Source organism: Jeotgalibaca caeni, from assembly GCF_028863945.1.
GTDB classification, from domain to species: Bacteria; Bacillota; Bacilli; order Lactobacillales; family Aerococcaceae; genus Jeotgalibaca; species Jeotgalibaca caeni.
The window spans coordinates 1-18,016 of record NZ_JARBEA010000008.1; the positions used below are offsets into that span (position 1 = coordinate 1).

At 39.0% G+C, this 18,016-nt stretch carries 17 protein-coding genes; 15 read left to right on the plus strand and 2 right to left on the minus strand.

All coding sequences use genetic code 11. The features are described from left to right. Together PVE40_RS02845 and PVE40_RS02850 are read right to left on the minus strand one after the other, a co-directional pair. A partial coding sequence (locus PVE40_RS02845; RefSeq protein ID WP_338033464.1) for a nuclease-related domain-containing protein occupies positions 1 to 640 on the minus strand: 640 nt, incomplete at its 3' end. Between the two features lie 13 nt (positions 641 to 653). Further along, the gene (locus tag PVE40_RS02850; RefSeq protein ID WP_274730361.1) at positions 654 to 812 is read right to left on the minus strand and encodes a hypothetical protein; all 159 of its coding nucleotides are present in this window, start codon (positions 810 to 812) and stop codon (positions 654 to 656) included. Positions 813 to 959: 147 nt separating this feature from the next. On the opposite strand from PVE40_RS02850, the gene galU reads away from it, so the two are divergent. The 15 genes from galU (at position 960) to PVE40_RS02925 (ending at position 17,852) form a co-directional block, all read left to right on the plus strand. Beyond that, complete coding sequence (galU, locus tag PVE40_RS02855; RefSeq protein WP_274730362.1) at positions 960 to 1,850, plus strand: UTP--glucose-1-phosphate uridylyltransferase GalU; 891 nt, start codon at positions 960 to 962, stop codon at positions 1,848 to 1,850. Then, the gene (locus PVE40_RS02860) at positions 1,847 to 3,013 is read left to right on the plus strand and encodes a nucleotide sugar dehydrogenase (RefSeq protein ID WP_274730363.1); all 1,167 of its coding nucleotides are present in this window, start codon (positions 1,847 to 1,849) and stop codon (positions 3,011 to 3,013) included. Before galU ends, PVE40_RS02860 begins: the two co-directional genes overlap by 4 nt. A 21-nt stretch (positions 3,014 to 3,034) precedes the next feature. Then, positions 3,035 to 4,039, plus strand: coding sequence for a glycosyltransferase family 2 protein (locus PVE40_RS02865; RefSeq protein WP_274730364.1), 1,005 nt, complete (start codon positions 3,035 to 3,037; stop codon positions 4,037 to 4,039). A 26-nt stretch (positions 4,040 to 4,065) separates the two neighbouring features. Next, positions 4,066 to 5,001: a glycosyltransferase gene (locus PVE40_RS02870; protein WP_274730365.1), complete on the plus strand. Its 936-nt coding sequence runs from the start codon at positions 4,066 to 4,068 to the stop codon at positions 4,999 to 5,001. A 3-nt stretch (positions 5,002 to 5,004) separates the two neighbouring features. Then, positions 5,005 to 6,108: a glycosyltransferase gene (locus PVE40_RS02875; RefSeq protein ID WP_274730366.1), complete on the plus strand. Its 1,104-nt coding sequence runs from the start codon at positions 5,005 to 5,007 to the stop codon at positions 6,106 to 6,108. Positions 6,109 to 6,123: 15 nt separating this feature from the next. After that, positions 6,124 to 6,897: a hypothetical protein gene (locus PVE40_RS02880; protein WP_274730367.1), complete on the plus strand. Its 774-nt coding sequence runs from the start codon at positions 6,124 to 6,126 to the stop codon at positions 6,895 to 6,897. Positions 6,898 to 6,916: 19 nt separating this feature from the next. Continuing rightward, positions 6,917 to 8,251 carry an O-antigen ligase family protein gene (locus tag PVE40_RS02885; protein ID WP_274730368.1) on the plus strand — a complete coding sequence of 445 codons (1,335 nt, stop codon included), beginning with the start codon at positions 6,917 to 6,919 and terminating at the stop codon, positions 8,249 to 8,251. After that, the gene (locus PVE40_RS02890) at positions 8,233 to 9,273 is read left to right on the plus strand and encodes a hypothetical protein (protein WP_274730369.1); all 1,041 of its coding nucleotides are present in this window, start codon (positions 8,233 to 8,235) and stop codon (positions 9,271 to 9,273) included. Before PVE40_RS02885 ends, PVE40_RS02890 begins: the two co-directional genes overlap by 19 nt. A 10-nt stretch (positions 9,274 to 9,283) precedes the next feature. Continuing rightward, positions 9,284 to 10,036, plus strand: a complete 753-nt coding sequence (locus PVE40_RS02895; RefSeq protein ID WP_274730370.1) for a glycosyltransferase family 2 protein — start codon at positions 9,284 to 9,286, stop codon at positions 10,034 to 10,036. A 31-nt stretch (positions 10,037 to 10,067) separates the two neighbouring features. Continuing rightward, the gene (gene rfbA / locus PVE40_RS02900; RefSeq protein ID WP_274730371.1) at positions 10,068 to 10,940 is read left to right on the plus strand and encodes a glucose-1-phosphate thymidylyltransferase RfbA; all 873 of its coding nucleotides are present in this window, start codon (positions 10,068 to 10,070) and stop codon (positions 10,938 to 10,940) included. A 15-nt stretch (positions 10,941 to 10,955) separates the two neighbouring features. Continuing rightward, on the plus strand, positions 10,956 to 11,522 hold the full coding sequence (rfbC, locus tag PVE40_RS02905; protein ID WP_274730372.1) for a dTDP-4-dehydrorhamnose 3,5-epimerase: 567 nt from the start codon (positions 10,956 to 10,958) through the stop codon (positions 11,520 to 11,522). Positions 11,523 to 11,524: 2 nt separating this feature from the next. Further along, positions 11,525 to 12,511 carry a dTDP-glucose 4,6-dehydratase gene (gene rfbB, locus PVE40_RS02910; RefSeq protein WP_274730373.1) on the plus strand — a complete coding sequence of 329 codons (987 nt, stop codon included), beginning with the start codon at positions 11,525 to 11,527 and terminating at the stop codon, positions 12,509 to 12,511. A gap of 12 nt (positions 12,512 to 12,523) precedes the next feature. Then, on the plus strand, positions 12,524 to 13,369 hold the full coding sequence (rfbD, locus tag PVE40_RS02915) for a dTDP-4-dehydrorhamnose reductase (RefSeq protein WP_274730374.1): 846 nt from the start codon (positions 12,524 to 12,526) through the stop codon (positions 13,367 to 13,369). A gap of 83 nt (positions 13,370 to 13,452) precedes the next feature. Then, positions 13,453 to 14,874 carry a lipopolysaccharide biosynthesis protein gene (locus PVE40_RS02920; RefSeq protein WP_274730375.1) on the plus strand — a complete coding sequence of 474 codons (1,422 nt, stop codon included), beginning with the start codon at positions 13,453 to 13,455 and terminating at the stop codon, positions 14,872 to 14,874. Positions 14,875 to 15,020: 146 nt separating this feature from the next. Beyond that, a complete protein-coding gene (locus PVE40_RS02925) occupies positions 15,021 to 17,852 on the plus strand; it encodes an N-acetylmuramoyl-L-alanine amidase (RefSeq protein WP_274730376.1) in 2,832 nt (943 codons plus the stop codon). Positions 17,853 to 18,016 lie beyond the last annotated feature (164 nt).

Sequence of the window (18,016 nt, forward strand, 5' to 3'; positions counted from 1 at the left end):
CGCACTTACTGGTACATTTCTTTGCACTTAGTGGTAAAAAACAATGCACTAGTGGTACATTTTCGATGCCGTATTCATCTTGAACCACCTGATAAACGGGTTCCCGGTAGCTGCACTTCTGGCAAGAACAGGTTCTACCTGATACCTCTACACTTAAAACATGACATTTTCTGCATTTTAGGCCTTTCTTTAGATGCGAAAAGTCATATAAAGGAATATCTAGATATTTCAGCTGAGCTGAAGGATTGTCGAGTTGTAAAAGATGCATCGCTAACTCATAATCGGCCTTTGTGCTAGGAGATGAAGAGTGACGAAGATATTCTAAATGACGTTCGATTTGATTTGGCAGGATAATGGGGTCGGTTCGTTTCACTTGTTTCAAGGTGAAGTCGGGATTCGTAAAAACAACCCAGTGCTTAATCTGAAAATGTTTCCCTCTAAGTAACTGCTTCAATGCAATAGCGTTATCGGATGCTTGATGAAGAGGATTCTTAATTTCAAAATGATGTGGATAAAAAAACTGGTCGTCTTGAAAGTAGCAGTCACCTTGATAATTCTTCACTTCAAACAGATAGATGGTTCCATTGCAGATAGCAATTGTATCAATCTGGATGTTATTGAAACGAAAGCCTGGAAGAATATATGCATCCCAATCACTTCTTTTTTAAATAATAATCCAATTTTTCTTCACCAATTAACCCGCTCTCTGCACGATCCAATATACTAGAGTACTCGTAAAGCAATTCATGCCTTGGCTTCAGTACCCTCAATAATGATACTTGAACAGGAATTTCTCTTCTTTTAATAAACATATCTTTCCTCCTTTACCTATAAGATACGTAAAAAAAGTGAATTCCCTTTTCAAAACTAAAGGATATCCTAAGAATCCCCATCGGTTCGTTTTTTCTTCCTGTAGAATCTGTTATAATAAGGCAAACTGGACTGGAAGGATGGTACGTATGCAGAAAATTAGAAAAGCAGTTATTCCAGCAGCTGGACTAGGTACAAGATTTTTGCCAGCTACAAAAGCAATGGCAAAAGAAATGATGCCGGTTGTGGATACGCCAAGTATTCAATTTATTGTAGAAGAAGCGATTAAGAGTGGGATTGAAGATATCCTCATCGTTACCGGAAAAGGGAAAAATGCAATCGAAGACCATTTTGACGCAAATTTTTCGCTCGAGGAAAACTTGAAAGAAAAGGGCAAGGATCGATTACTTGAGACTGTAAAATCAACTACGATTCCTTCCATTCATTATGTGCGCCAAGCTTATCCAAAAGGCTTAGGGGATGCGATTCTCCAAGCTGAAGCGTTTATTGGGGATGAGCCTTTTGTTGTACTATTGGGCGATGATATCATGCCAAATGATGTTCCGTTAACAAAATGTCTAATGAATGTCTATCAACAACAGGGCAAAGGTGTAGTCGCGACCGTCCGCATTTCAGAAAATCAAACGGATCGTTTTGGTGTGATTGATATTGATAAAGAAGTGGGCGAACAAGTTTACTCCATTAAGAGATTGGTAGAAAAACCAAAGGCCAAAGAAGCGCCAAGTGATTTGGGAATTGTAGGCAGATATTTGCTGCTACCAGAAATCTTTGAAATTTTACGTAATCAAGAGCCGGATGCTGGAAACGAAGTCCAGTTGACCGATGCGTTGGAAACATTAAATAAAACCAATCAACTAGTAGCCTATGAATACACAGGTAAACGGTACGATGTTGGGGATAAGTATGGCATGTTGTTGGCGAATATTGAATATGGGTTACATCACGAAGAAACAAAAGATAAAATGAAACAATACGTAAAAGAACTAGCAACTGAATTAAGAGAGAGAGATGCAAAATGAACATTACTGTAGTCGGAACCGGATATGTAGGATTATCAAATGCCATTTTATTAGCACAAAACAACAAAGTGATTGCTTTGGATGTTGTAGAAGAAAAAGTAGAGTTGATTAACAATCGTAAATCACCGATTGTAGATAAGGAAATCGAAGAGTATCTAGCAACTAAGGAACTGGATTTGACTGCAACAACAGACAAGACCCAAGCTTATCGGAATGCAGATTTCGTTATTATTTGTACACCAACAAATTATGATGATAAAAAGAACTTTTTTGATACCTCTACAGTAGAGAGCGTGATCGAAGATGTATTAGAATATCGACCAAGTGCGACCATGATTATTAAGTCAACCATTCCCGTAGGCTTTGTTCGAAAAGTAAAGGCAGAGTATGAAACAGATAATATTATCTTCTCACCAGAATTTTTACGTGAAGGAAAAGCATTGTACGATAACTTGTACCCATCACGCATTATCGTTGGTGAAGAGTCAGATGTGGCAAAACAATTCGCTGACCTTTTAGTAGAAGGCGCCGTTAAAGAAGACATTCCCGTTCTTTTCATGAATTCAACGGAAGCAGAAGCCGTGAAGCTATTCGCAAATACATACTTAGCCTTACGTGTAGCGTACTTCAACGAACTGGATACCTATGCAGAAGTGCGTGGACTCGATAGTAAATCAATTATTGAGGGGGTTGGTTTAGACCCTCGTATTGGTATGCATTACAACAATCCTTCATTTGGATATGGTGGATACTGCTTGCCAAAAGATACTAAACAGCTTCTTGCGAACTATGATGATGTTCCAAACAACTTGATTGAGGCAGTTGTAGAGTCGAATCGTACGCGTAAAGATCATGTAGCAGATATGATATTGCGTAAACAACCAAAAGTAGTGGGAATTTACCGTTTGACCATGAAATCTGATTCCGATAACTTCCGTTCTTCCTCTATCCAGGGAATTATGAAACGAATCAAGGCAAAAGGAATTGAAGTTGTTGTATACGAGCCTGTATTAGAAGAAGAAACGTTCTACAATTCTCGGGTCATTCGTGATTTAGAAGAGTTCAAGCAACTTTCTGATGTGATTGTATCGAACCGAAATGCGAAAGAATTAATGGACGTACAAGAAAAGGTGTATACACGCGATTTATTTAATGAGAATTAGGAAAGATTAGAGGGATTACTTGTGTCAGTAGAAAATGCAAAAAAAGTCTCGTTTATTATGCCAGTCTATAATGCAGCAGATTATTTGAGGCAAAATGTAGATTCCATCTTAAATCAAGATTATCAAAATATAGAGGTGATTTTAGTAGATGATGGTTCTTCCGATGACTCTGCTGTAATTATCAAAGAATATATGAAAAATGATAATCGTGTTGTAGGACTCTTTCAAGAAAATAGTGGAGCTCCTGCCGCTAGAAACAATGGGATGGACTACGCTACAGGTGACTATATTCAATTTGTTGATTCAGACGATTATCTTGCAGACAATGTATTAAGGAAGATGGTAGAAGCAGCGGAACAAACCGAAGCAGATATCGTTATGGGCTGGTACGATACAGTCAATGAAGCAGGCGAATTTGGGAAGACGGTAACTCTTCCAGTTGAGGCTGGAACATACAACGGGCCAGAATTGCGCGAGACTTTTTCTCTTGCCACTTCTGTACCCGGAAATAAATTACTCTCGGCAAGAATGGTAAAAGAAAATGAAATTTACTTTGCAGATTTAAGACAAGCCCAAGACTTAAATTATTATTTGAGACTCTTGTTATTTGCACAGAAGATAACCGTATTGGATACAGTAGTTTATCACTACCGAGTTCGAAGTGGGAGCATCAGCCACTCCTATTCATTAGTGATCTTGGAGACGATTAAAAGTATTGAAGATGCAGAAGCATTCTACAAAGAACGCAATGCTTATGACAGTCATCTCTTTACCAATTTGAAATTTAAGCATTATACGTTCCAATTACAGAAAGTACCACAAATAAAAAATAAGGCAGATCGAAAACAAGCATTTGCTGCTTTTAAGCAAGAATTTAAACGATTGGATTCATCGTTGTTGCTTCCACAATTCAAAGGGAAGGCACTACTGATCAATCGCTTAAAACTTGTTTTAAGTCCAGTATATAATAGTGACCTGTATACGAATTACCAAACTAAGAAGGCAAAGAAAAACGTAGTAAGCTGATTAGCTTGTATTAAAGGAGAATCTACTTGAAAATCGGGATTGTAATTCTAAATTATTTAAATTGGCACGATACAGTAGAGTGCATTGACTCATTAGCAGACCAAACCTTTCATGAATATGAGGTAGTAATTGTAGACAATGCTTCCAAAAATGAATCCTTTGATGAGCTGTACAGTCGCTACGGAAATGAAGAGAACATTCATCTCCTCCAGTCGAATGAAAATTTAGGTTTTGCTAAAGGAAACAACATTGGTATTTTGTATTGTAAAAAAGTGCTAGGCATCAAGAACATCCTCGTTATGAACAACGATGTTTTATTTACTGATCCCAACTACTTAGCTTTCTTAGCGAGTCAATCAATTGATTCAAACGTGGGAGCAATGGGAACCAGAATTATTGGTAGCGATGGAGGGAACCAGAACCCATCCGCTATATTCCATCCATCATTTAAGGCAGTATTCCGAGAGTTTTCATTTCCCTTATTAAGAAAATACAAACTCTCCGGGGTTTTAAACGTGGGACGAGTGATCAAGAGAAAACTTAAGAAACAACCTGCTGTTGCAGAAAATAAACCTGTATCTGTTTCTAATCAACCCTTTACACTCCACGGCTCTGTCTTATTCTTGACAGAAAACTATCTAGAGAAAATGGATGGATTCTATCCGGGAACCTTCCTCTATTATGAGGAAGAAATACTGGCTTTAATCTGCTATAAGCTTGGCTTGAAATTAGTATATCTTGATGAAGTAGAAATTTATCATAAGGAAGATCAATCATCCAAACTCAGCTTCAATAATGAAGTGGGTATTAAGTATGAAATGGGACGAAAAAGTGTCCGTGCGGGGATGAAAGTAAGCTTGATGAAGATTGATAAGATACGTGCGTACACGAATCAATATCCTTATTTATTTAAGGTAAAGAAATCGGGCGAAGAGAAATCGTATCAATTCAATGGAGGATAGACAATGAAAAAGTTAAAAATACTTCATTATATTCCTGGCTTCAATACAGGTGGAATTGAGAGTGTCTTTCTGAATTGGTATCGTCATCTTCCTTCTGATGCAGTTGAGTTCGAATTGTTAGTACGGAACTATAGCCCTGATTCGCCGTTATTAAAAGAGTATCTTGAGTTAGGCGGGAAGCTCCATACATTGGATACGCCATCGTTGAATATAAAATCAATGATGGCTTTCTATCGTAAGGTAAATCAATTTTTTGCTAAACATCATGAGTATGACTTTCTACATGTTCACGTCGCAGACGATCCATTTGTGATTCAAACCGCTAGAAGAAGGGGAATAAAAGCGGTAGGGATTCACGCACATACAACCGGTTATAACGAAAGCTATAAGAGTCAAGGATTAAAAGGAAAAATACGCAACCATAATGTAAAAGACGCCAGGTATCATCTAGCGATCACAAATGCAGCCGCTGCTTGGATGTTTCCAGAAAAGAATGACGTACAGATTATCCATAATGGCATTGATGCCGCTCAATATGCATTCAATGCAGAAAAAAGAGAAGCTGTCCGGTCACAATTACAATTAGACAACCGGTATACAATCATGCACGTAGGTCGTTTTTCTGAAGTGAAAAACCATCTGTTTATGCTCGAAGTATTCGAAAAAGTGAGAGTACAGATTCCTTCCAGTGTACTTGTTTTTGTTGGAGATGGCCCTTTGTATTCAGAAATTAGAGAAGAAATTACGAAGCGGAATCTTGAAAAAGATGTTCTCTTATTAGGGGCTCGTGGAGATGTTCCTGAATTGTTGCAAGCTGCGGATGTTTTTTTATTGCCGTCTAAATTCGAAGGATTGGGGTTGAGCGCAGTAGAATCTCAATCAGCCGGGTTACCAACACTCGTTTCAGATCAAGTGCCGAGTGATGTGGCCATCACCGACCTTGTTTTTTTCTTGCCTTTAGATTCGTTGAGTAGATGGGTAGAAGTAATATCTGATTATAGTCAGGTTAGGGAGCGTAAGAATACATATCAAGATATTGTCGATGCTCACTATGAGATTCATCAAACGATTAAAGACTTAATTGATTTCTATCAAAAGATCATATGAAAAGGAGGTGTATGTTTGGATTTACAAGTATTAGTTGCCACCATGAATCAAAAAGACGATGCGCTCATTGAACGAATGAATCTTCAGTCCGATGCCATCATTATTAATCAGACGGACACGCACAATTATGAAAAAGTAGAAAGAAATGGGAAGACGATTGAAATCTATTCTTTTGCTGAACGCGGAGTAGGGTTAAGCCGAAATAGTGCCTTAATGCGGGCCAGTGCTGCGCATGCATTATTAGCGGATGATGATATGGTTTATGTGGATGGATACCCAAAGTTAGTGGAAGAGCAATTTAAGAAGTACCCGGATGCAGATGTATTAATTTTTAATCTGGAGGAAGAAATTCCCACTCGCTATATCATTCGACAGCCTTTTCAAGTTTCAAAAAGAAACTATATGCGTTTCGGAGCTGCTAGAATTGCATTCCGACCAGAAAGTATCCATAAAAAAGGTATTTTTTTCCATCTGCAGTTTGGCGGGGGAACGCCTCATAGTAATGGAGAAGATACTATTTTTCTAAGGGATTGTCTGGAGAAAAGATTGAAAATTATGGCAGTTCCCGTTACGATTGCTAAGTTAACTGAGGAGAGGGAGTCTACTTGGTTCAAAGGTTATAATGAAAAGTATTACCGTGATCGTGGAGCACTATTTAAAACTCTCTCCCCCAAACTTTATCATTTATTGATTCTGCAATTTGTTGTGCGTAAATATCAACCGAATCAAGGGATGCCGTCCAGACAGGAGCAAATCCGTTACATGATGGAAGGCGCTAAAGAAATGTAAAAACGTTTGGAGGCAACCGATGAAAAAGCTGGTCTATGTACTTGTGTTCTCTGTTTTTCTAGGGACACAAATATTAGCAATTGATATAGGATTTAAGTTATCCTTGTACCGTATTTTATTTTTGTTTATGCTTTATCTCTTTGGTATACAGTTTCTCAATAATGATTCACGCTTACGCTTCTATCCTCGTAAATTAAGCAGTACCTATACCTCGTTTTATTTTATTTGGCTATTATATTCACTAATGTCCATTGCTTGGAGCGAGAGCTTGACGGGTTGGATTAGGGCGAATATATTCATTGGGATTGGGGTATTTTCCATCGTATTCATCCATTTGTTCGTGAAGGAGAAAAAAGATGTACTCCGCTTATTTCAAAGTGTTGTAGCTGGGGTTACCTTACATATTCTATTAGGGTTGAGTGAGTTGATCACCGGGAATTACTTTTGGGCCAGCGATCACTTTATGACGAAATATCGTCCTGGTTCACGGAATATTCTCACACGTATTCCAATTTCTATTTATCCTAATGAAAATGATTATGCAACGATGTTACTGATGGGTTCATTCTTTATTCTGTTCCTATTTCGACATGCCAGAAATGTTTATGTGAAAACAGCTTATCTCGGTTTATGGCTATGCTGTTTCTGGTTGATTTATCAAACAGATTCCCGTGCGAACTTATTAGCATTTTTCATCGGAATGGGTGCGATGACTCTGGTTTATTTTGCTAAAGTGATAACTCAAAGAGGATTTTTCATAGCTTTAGGCGGTTTAACAGGAGCAGGAGCTGTGTTACTTGTGGTAAGTGCTTCTCTAAGAGGGCAAGTCGTTGCTATTTTGCAATTAATTGCTGGCAGGGTAGAGTTTGATGGCAGTTCAAACCATGAACGTGTGAACTTAATTAAAAATGGCTTTTACTTTTTGAAAAATTCGTTTGGGTTCGGCGTAGGGGCTGGAAATATTGAGCACTATATGAAAACAAAATCGATTCTGCCAACTGATGGGATTAGTAACATGCATAATTGGTGGATGGAAATTTTGACTGGATATGGTGTTTTAATTTTTGTTATTTATCTACTGGTTTATATCAGTATGATTCGAAAGGCTTATCAGTATTACAGGTACAGCGAAGATGCTTTTATTAGAAAAGCATCACTTTCTATTATTGGATATCTTGCTGCCTTTACTCTTTCCTCTATTTCTTCAGCAAGCAATATTATTAATGAGTGGCAATGGGTAGTCTTTGGTGTCATCATTGCCTTCTTTTCTTATTGTGAATCGCTAGGGATACAGAAAAAAGTGGTAGAAGCAGAAAAAAACATTAGGAGGACCTCATGGATAGTCACACATTAGTAAAAGAAATGAAGAGATTGCTTCGCAATCAGAAGAAACAGTTCATCACATTCACATTTATATTCCTAACGTTGCTTTTACTGGTACAATTCATTCCGTTGTTGATCCGTTACCAAGCCGAACAGAGTGAGGCGCAAGAAGAAACAACGAGCATGTCTGGAACAGAAAAGCCAGCTGTTTTTGAAATGTATATCGAATACAATGACGGTGGGGTCTATACAAACACATTATTGCTTGAAGAGGCTATCAAAACCGACACGAATATCGAAGCGATAGAAGAAGCGACAAATGTTGAAATTAGTGATTTACTAGATGTTGAAAAAGAAACAAACTATCCGAAAACAGCACGTGACCGTGGAGTGCTGGGAGCATCTCGTAATGAAGCTTCTAACATTTGGGTATTCAGTTCCCGAGTAGGAACGGAAGAAGAAAACGTCCGTGTCTTACAATCGGTTTATGAAATGATTGAAAATGGAGAAATAAGCTTGCTTCAGAATAAAAATACCTATGTTATTTCTGAACCAAGAATCTTAACGGAAGAAGAACTGGCAAATCCAGAAGCGTTGATTGAAGTTGAAGGATCAGTAGATCCATTTAGTATTCGTAACATTGCGGTATCTTTTATCATTGCAGTGATTGGTGGAGTAGCTGTGGCTTTCTTCGCTACCCTGACGTTAACATTCTTTAGCAAGAAAATTAAATATGCGTTCAACTACAATTGGAATGAAGAAGATACCTTTGTTTTATTAAACAGCCAAGATCGTGATGCGATTCAGCATACCTCTGTTGTTCCTGCTTCTCGTGAGAGAGTACTTTTGGCTCAAGATGCCGATAAGATGAAGGATACGAGCGGGTTACGGGTATCCGAACATGTTCTGCAATTGGATAACCAATTGGAAGTTGAGGAAGTTGTTCTCTTCGTTCAACCAAACATTACGGATAAGACTTGGTATAATCAGCAAAGAGAGTTGTTAAAGCTGTATCATGCTCCAATAAAGATTATTCAACTTAATGAGGAGTAGAGAATTCAATATGAAAAAGAATGTAGTATCCATTGTTTCGCCTGTTTATAAAGCAGAACCCTTTATTGAACGTACCATTCGTTCCGTTATGAACCAGACTTACAAAGATTGGGAATATATTTTAGTCGATGACTGTTCACCAGATAATAGTGAACAAGTCATTCGAGCTCTTATGGAAGAAGACAGCCGGATCAAATATGTGAAGCTGTCTCAAAATGAGGGAGCAGCGGTGGCTCGTAATACGGGGATTGAACATGCGAAAGGGCAGTTCATTGCTTTTATTGACAGTGATGATGTATGGAAGCCGCAAAAATTGGAACGCCAGATTACTTTTATGAAAGAAAATCAGTATGGGTTCACTTATACAAACTTCGAATTGGTGTCAGAGAATGAAGAGGTAATCAGTCCTTCTGTTCCGTTGCCGGAGAGATTAGATTATAAAGGTCTCTTGAAGAATACGGCGATTGCCTGTTCAACGGTAATCATTGACCGAGAAATCATTGGAGATTTCCGCATGCCATTAGTGCGAAAAGGTCAAGATACGGCAACTTGGCTTCAAATATTAAGAAAACATGATTATGCTTATGGTTTGAATGAAGTATTAGGTAAATATCGGCAAGTAAAAGGTTCGATCTCTAGCAATCGTATTGGTGCATTGAAACGAACGTGGAACACGTATTACCGATTGGAAAAATTACCGTTACCGAAAGCCATTTACTACTTTTGCTTCTATGTCTTCAATGCAATTAAGAGAAGAAGTTAAAGGAGTATAAACAAAATTAGGAGGTAAGAGAATGAAAGGAATAATTTTAGCAGGAGGTAGCGGGACACGTCTCTATCCTTTAACAAAGGCTGTGTCGAAGCAATTAATGCCAGTTTATGACAAACCGATGATTTACTATCCAATGTCTATTTTGATGCTGGCAGGAATCAAGGATATTCTGATTATTTCAACTCCCACTGACACGCCTCGTTTTGAGCAACTATTTGGTAATGGAAATGAGTTAGGGTTAAACATCGAATACAAAGTGCAAGAAAGTCCAGATGGTCTCGCTCAAGCTTTTATTATTGGCGAAGAATTCATCGGTGATGATTCAGTCTGTCTCATTTTAGGAGATAATATCTACTATGGCAGTGGATTATCGAAGATGCTGCAACGTACGGCTCAAAAGGAAAAAGGGGCCACTGTTTTTGGATATCATGTAAATGATCCAGAACGATTTGGCGTTGTGGAATTCGACGATTCCATGAAAGCTGTCTCCATTGAAGAAAAACCAGAAGTTCCAAAAAGTAATTATGCAGTAACCGGCTTGTATTTCTATGATAATGATGTCATCGAAATCGCTAAGAGTATTAAACCTTCTCCACGCGGGGAACTAGAAATTACCGATGTAAATAAAGCTTACTTGGAAAAGGGATTGCTTGATGTAGAAATTATGGGACGCGGTTTTGCATGGTTGGATACAGGAACTCATGAATCATTGTTGGAGGCTGCTCTCTTCATTGAAACGATTGAGAAACGTCAAAACTTAAAAGTAGCTTGTTTAGAAGAAATTGCATTCCGAATGGGATATATTTCAAGAGAACAGCTCATTGAGCTAGCTCAACCATTGAAAAAGAATGAGTATGGGCAATACATGCTGCGTTTGGCGGAACAATCGAAATAAGAAGGAGCGAAAATCGTGAAAGTTTTAAACACAAAATTACAAGACGTTAAAATAATTGAAATGGCAGTTTTTGGAGACCATCGCGGGTTCTTTACAGAAAGTTATACAGAGGAAAAATTTAAGGAAGTAGGCATTGATATTGCCTTCGTCCAAGATAACCATTCTCTTTCTGTAGAGCCTGGAGTTCTTCGCGGTATGCATTTCCAGACACCGGACAAAGCGCAAACGAAACTTGTTCGTGCCACTACTGGTGTCATTTATGATGTACTGGTTGACTTGCGAGTAGGGTCACCTACTTATGGGAAATGGGAAGGGTACATTCTAAGTGAGTTCAATCATCGTCAACTCCTTGTTCCAAAAGGATTTGCTCATGGGTTTGTTACATTAACTGCGAACTGCAATGTGCAGTACAAGGTGGATGAATATTACTCAAAAGAACATGATGGTGGGATTGCCTTCGACGATCCAGCCATTGGAATCGAATGGCCGATGCCAATAGAAAAATTGGTCTTATCTGAAAAAGACAAACATCATCCAACTTTGGCAGAATTTGATAATCCATTTGTGTGGGAGGAGAAATAAAGATGAATTTGTTAGTTACCGGAGGAGCTGGCTTTATTGGCAGCAACTTTGTCCATTATATTTTAGAAAAGTATCCCCATGATCGAGTGGTTAATCTAGATTTATTAACCTATGCTGGGAACATCCACAATTTGGATGACTTGAAAGAGAATCCAAATCATATCTTCGTTCAAGGCGATATCCAAAATACAGAACTAGTCCGTCATTTGGTAAAGACTTACGAGATTACACATTTTGTAAACTTCGCAGCAGAGTCCCATGTAGACCGAAGCATTCTGAATCCAGAAGTATTTGTGGAAACAAATATCCAAGGAACTTTAGCGCTTCTAAATGTTGCTAAGGAAATGGAAATTGAAAAATATCTCCAAGTTTCGACAGATGAAGTCTATGGTTCTCTAGGCGCAGAAGGATATTTCACGGAAGAAACTCCGCTAGCACCAAATAGTCCATATTCAGCGAGTAAGGCAGGCGCAGACTTATTGGTTCGTTCTTACTTTGAAACGTACGGGATGAATGTGAACATCACGCGCTGTTCGAACAACTATGGACCATATCATTTCCCAGAGAAGTTAATTCCATTAATGATTACGAATGCGATGGACGGGAAAAAATTACCAATCTATGGAGACGGTGAAAATGTGCGGGACTGGCTTCACGTAAAAGACCACTGCCAAGCGATTGATTTAGTACTCCGTAAAGGCGTAAAAGGTGAGGTATACAACATTGGTGGTCATAACGAGCGTACGAATAACCAAATCGTTGATATCATCGTAGAAAAGTTGAATGTTTCTCGTGACTTGATTGAATACGTAGAAGACCGTCTAGGCCATGATCGTCGTTATGCGATTGACCCAACCAAATTGGAAACAGAACTTGGCTGGAAGCCAGAATATACCTTCGATACTGGGATTGTGGAAACAATCGACTGGTATCTGGCAAACGAAGACTGGTGGCGCGCCTTAAAAGACCGAGCTAGTTTGAAGAAATAGGGAGGCAATCAGATGGCCATTTTAATTACAGGAGCCAACGGGCAACTAGGAACAGAACTGCGTTATTTACTGGATGAAAAAGGAATTTCTTACACCGCAACGGATGCAGACGAAATGGATATCACGGAAAAAACGGCTATTGAAAAAGTTTTCCAAGACATCAAACCAACCGTCGTTTTCCATTGCGCCGCTTATACAGCAGTAGACAAAGCAGAAGACGAAGGTCAGGAACTGAATGAACGAGTGAATGTGCTCGGTACGAAGAATATTGCGGAAGTCGCAGAAGCATATGGCGCTACCGTTTATTACATCAGTACCGACTATGTTTTTGATGGAACAAACGAAGCGGAATATGCAGTAGATGCTGAACCAAATCCGAAAAATGAATATGGCCGTACGAAGCTTGAAGGAGAAAAGCTTGTTCAATCCATCTGTTCGCGTTTTTATATTGTTCGGACTTCATGGGTGTTTGGCGAGTATGGACACAATTTTGTCTATACGATGCGCCGCTTGGCAGAAACTCATCCAACCCTAACCGTAGTGAACGATCAAACAGGTCGTCCAACTTGGACCCGTACCTTAGCAGAGTTCTTGGTTCATTTGATGGAAACAAAGCAAGAATACGGTATCTATCATCTGTCGAACGACGATCATTGTACGTGGTATGAATTTGCCCAAGAGATTCTAAAGGATACAGATGTTGAAGTCAAACCCGTTACTTCAGAAGAATATCCACAAAAAGCTTATCGTCCAAGACATTCCATTATGGACTTGAGCAAGGCAAAAGCGACGGGATTTGAGATTCCGACGTGGCAGGAAGCATTGGCTTCATTCCTTAAGACTATTTCTTTACGGTAACTTAACATAAAAGTTCAACATTACGTGCTAAAATACTGATGTTGAGCTTTTATATTTTTTTGAAAAAAAGAGGTGAAATCTAAATGTCAGCCAATGACTTTCGTTCGGGAATGTTTTTTAGTGCGATGGGAAAGTATTCGAACGTTATTATTCAGCTCGGGGTAAATGCTGTTTTGTCTCGTATTCTTACACCTGCTGATTACGGGGTTGTTTCCATTGTACAAATCTTTATCGAGTTTTTTAACTTGTTAGCGGACATGGGCTTTGGTCCTGCAATTATCCAAAATAAAAAACTGACAGATCATGATGTCCAAGTGATTTTCCGTTTCTCTATTGGCTTTGCAACGGTACTAGCAGCCATTTTTATGTTGCTAGGTTACCCAGTCAGCATCTTCTATGATAATCAAGTGTATATCCCAATCTTTGTTATTTTAGGAATTGCTGTCTTTTTCTTTGCTTTATTGGTCGTACCGAAGGCGATCATCCAAAAGAGGAAAGATTTCAAAACTGTTAATACTATTTTAATCTTTAGCGGTATTATTAAAGGGATTGTGTCCATCATTTTGGCTTTCTTAGGCTTCAAATACTATGCTATTATTTTGGGAAGTTTAGTGCAGGCAATGATGAACTTTGTTTTTTACTACCGAAAGGCAAAAGTCTCAGCCAAGGTTAAGTTTTCTTTTGAACCAATTAAGAAAATTTGGGCTTTTTCGAGAAACCAATTCAGTTTTAACTTTATCAACTATTTTTCACGTAATTTTGACAGCATTCTGATTGGACGGGTTTTCACGGAAGGGGCACTGGGTTACTACAATAAAGCCTATCAACTTTCTTTGTATCCTAATACAATTTTGGCAGGAATCATTACTCCGGTTATTCAGCCGATTATGTCAGAGTATGAGAACCGTAGAGATGTCATCAAAGATACATACTTGAAGATTACCCGAGTTCTCGCTAATATCGGGATACCGATTTCAGTGTTTTGTGCGTTTGCTGGACAAGAAATTATTTTCTTTATTTTTGGAAATCAGTGGGGCCAAAGTGTTCTTACGTTCCAAATTTTAGCTGTATCGATTTGGATTCAAATGATTGCCAGCAGTACCGGAGCCTTTTATCAATCAACGAATCGTACCGATTTACTCCTCTTCTCAGGTGTACAGTCTATGATCTTAAATGTCGTTTCGATTGGTGTTGGTGTATATCTCGGCAGTATTGAATGGGTAGCCGCTATGGTAGTCGTATCGTTTTCCATTAATTTCTTGGTTAATAATTACTTATTGATGTATCGCGTCTTTGATTCAGGGTACGGAGAGTTATTGGCAGAACTGAAAAAACCACTTGTCTTAGGTGCATTACAGATTGCTGCTTTCATGCTCCTACCCACCTTACCATTTAGTAACTTTGTTAACCTGATGGTGAAAGGAATTATTTTTGTGGCAATGCTAGTTGTAGGACTAGTAGTCACTGGTCAACTAAAAGAAATGCTGCGCGTTATAAAAAAATAAAACTAGGAAGTCCTCTGCTGTTCAACGGCAGAGGACTTTTTTGTTCATTTTTATATTGTCTTCAATTTTCTTGCCAGAAGGACTTCTATTTATGGTACACTAAATTTATTATAAACTTAAAACATTTTTGGAGGTAACTTAATAGAATGAGAGGAAGAAAATTAGCGGCCCTTTTTACTAGTTTGATGATTGGTTTGCAAACGAGCCTGCCAATCCCAGTTGCTCTTGCTTCCGAGTCTGACGCTCAAGTGAGTGAAGAAGTGAAAGATTTAACTTACTTGAAAGTGACATTCGATGGAAATGAACATTTATATCCTTTATCAGAAACAACTACGTTGAGATTTATAGAATGGAAAGACGAAACAAAAACAGCTATTCGAGCTGAGTATTTAATAACTCAACCAGATGCCCTAACTGAAACCATTCCTTGGGAAATTCCTGTTGGGGACGAAGTGGTTTCTCTAGAACATGAATCACAAGAAGTTGTCCGCTTGCACGTAACGGAATCCGAAACCTTTGAGGTAGAAGAGGTTGTTCCTGCTGTCACAACGGAAATGTACTTGCCGATTGAACTGAATGAGAATGGTTCTTCGATTGAACAAGCAATGATGATAGATGAAAATGGAATTATTTTAGAAAAGAAAGAGTTATTCCAATATGTTTTTGCAGAAGGAGAGAACCGTACGATTCTCAGCGAAGAAGAATATATTGCTTTGAATGAGAAACCAGAAGTCTCCGAAGAAGAAGTAGAGGCACCTGTTGAAGATGAAGAAGAAACAGAGGAAGTCGTTGAAGAAACTCCTATTGAGGAAGTAGAAGAGACAGAAGAAGTGGTGGAGGAAGAAGAGTCCGCACCAGAGACAGTTGTTGAAGAAGAGGTTGCTGAGGTAGATGAAGCAACGGAAGCTGAACAAAAACCATCACAACCACAGAAGGCTGCAAGAACAATGACTCCTTTCCAACTTGTTACAAGTGTGCCAACGGTTACCTATTCTACCCATGTCCAATCAAAGGGGTGGATGGCTGATGCTATAAATGGTGAAATGGCTGGAACACAAGGAATAGCCAAACGGTTGGAAGCAATAAAAATTAATATCAAAGATTCCGATTTAGGTGTCAGCTATTCTACTCATGTAGAGAAAAAGGGCTGGTTGCCAGCAGTTTCTAACGATGCGATAAGTGGGACGGTTGGCGAAGAAAAACGGTTGGAAGCCATTAAGATTAATCTAACAGGCTCCAAGGCAAGCCAATACGATATTTATTATCGCGTCCATGCTGAAAGCTATGGCTGGCTTGGTTGGGCGAAGAACGGTGCTCCAGCAGGTACAGAAGGATTAGCAAAACGACTAGAAGCTATTGAAATCATGCTAGTGAAAAAAGGGGAATCTGCTCCTGGAGACACTGCACAAACATTTATAACAAGTGATCAGACTGCGGGGAAAAACCCTACTGTTAAACCAGTCGTCTCTTATAGCTCATACGTAGAAGGACAAGGTTGGCAAACGCCGGCTCAAAATGGTGCTTTAAGTGGAACAAGCGGACAAGCAAAACGACTAGAAGCACTTCGCGTAGGAATTGAAAATATTCCGGGTGTCAATGTTCGCTATTCTACTCATATGCAAAGTAATGGATGGATGGATTGGTCCAATGGTTCCGCAATCAATGGATTGCCAGGAGCTGGAAAACGCATGGAAGCCATTAAACTAGAACTAACTGGAGAGAATGCTTCTCTATATGATGTTTATTACCGTGTTCATGTACAAAAATTCGGCTGGCTTGGTTGGGCGAAGAACGGAGAGCCTGCTGGTTCTGAAGGATACGGATTCCGTGCAGAGGCGTTGGAAGTTAAAGTTGTACGAAAAGGTGAGGCCTTCAACCGTGGAGGATCGGCATTCCGTACCGTGGATCAAGCTTCTGTTGTATATTCGACCCATATCCAAAGCCTAGGCTGGCTTGCTGAATCAAAAGATGGGAAACCAAACGGAACAACAGACCGTGCCCTTCGAATGGAAGCTTTGAAAGTTTCATTAAAAAATGATCCTTACACAGGAGGCGTGGAATACCGCACGCATGTAGAAAGTCATGGCTGGATGAATAAGGTATCCAATGGAGCACTTAGCGGAACAACTGGACAAGCGAAACGAGTGGAAGCTGTTCAATTGAACTTAACCGGACAAATGGCGCAGCAATATGATATTTATTATCGCGTATATGTACAATCCTATGGTTGGTTAGGCTGGGCGAAGAACGGAATGTCGGCCGGTACAGAAGGAATGCGGAAACGTGTTGAAAATATCGAAATCAAGCTTATCGAAAAAGGTTTGCCTGCTCCTGCTGTAAATGAATCAAAAGCTTTCAAAAAAGAAGTGCCAAAACCTCAACCGAAGAAGAAGGTTGTCTTCATCGATCCAGGTCATGGTGGATCAGACAGTGGAGCAAATTATTACAATACTAAAGAGAAAGACTTGAATATGCAAATCGCGTTCCGGGTAGAAAAGCATCTAAAAGCTGCCGGATTTGATGTCATTATGTCTCGGACAACGGATGTTTTTGTAGATCATAGTACAGAGCGTTCTAAGATGGCAAATGCTTCTAATGCAGATATTTTTATCAGTCTTCATAACAATGCAATGCCAGGGAACTCTTACGTAAATGGAATTGAAACATTCTGGTATAAATATGATCCAGAATACCAACCAGCGATTAACAAAGATAAACACAATGACCCGACAAGATTGAGAGAGAGTGAAAAACTTGCTCATGCGGTACAAAACTCTCTTATCTCAGCCACCGGAGCATATAATCGCCAAGTGCAACGGGAAACCTTTGCCGTTTTACGTGAAACAAAATTGCCAGCTATTTTAGTAGAATTTGGTTTTATGAGTAATCTGGCTGAGTTAAACAAATTAAAAACGAGTAGTTACCAAGAAACACTAGCGAAGGCTCTTACAAACGGAGTTGTTCAGTATTTCAAATAGTTTTGGATAAACAGTCAACTCGCTAGAGTTGGCTGTTTATTTCTATATTGTTCTGAACAAACTTTATTACGGTTCTATTACAAAAGTCAGTATTTCTTAGATATTGTAATTTTTTATACTATACTTTGTAAGGAAACATTCATAATTTAAGGAGGACGTTTACT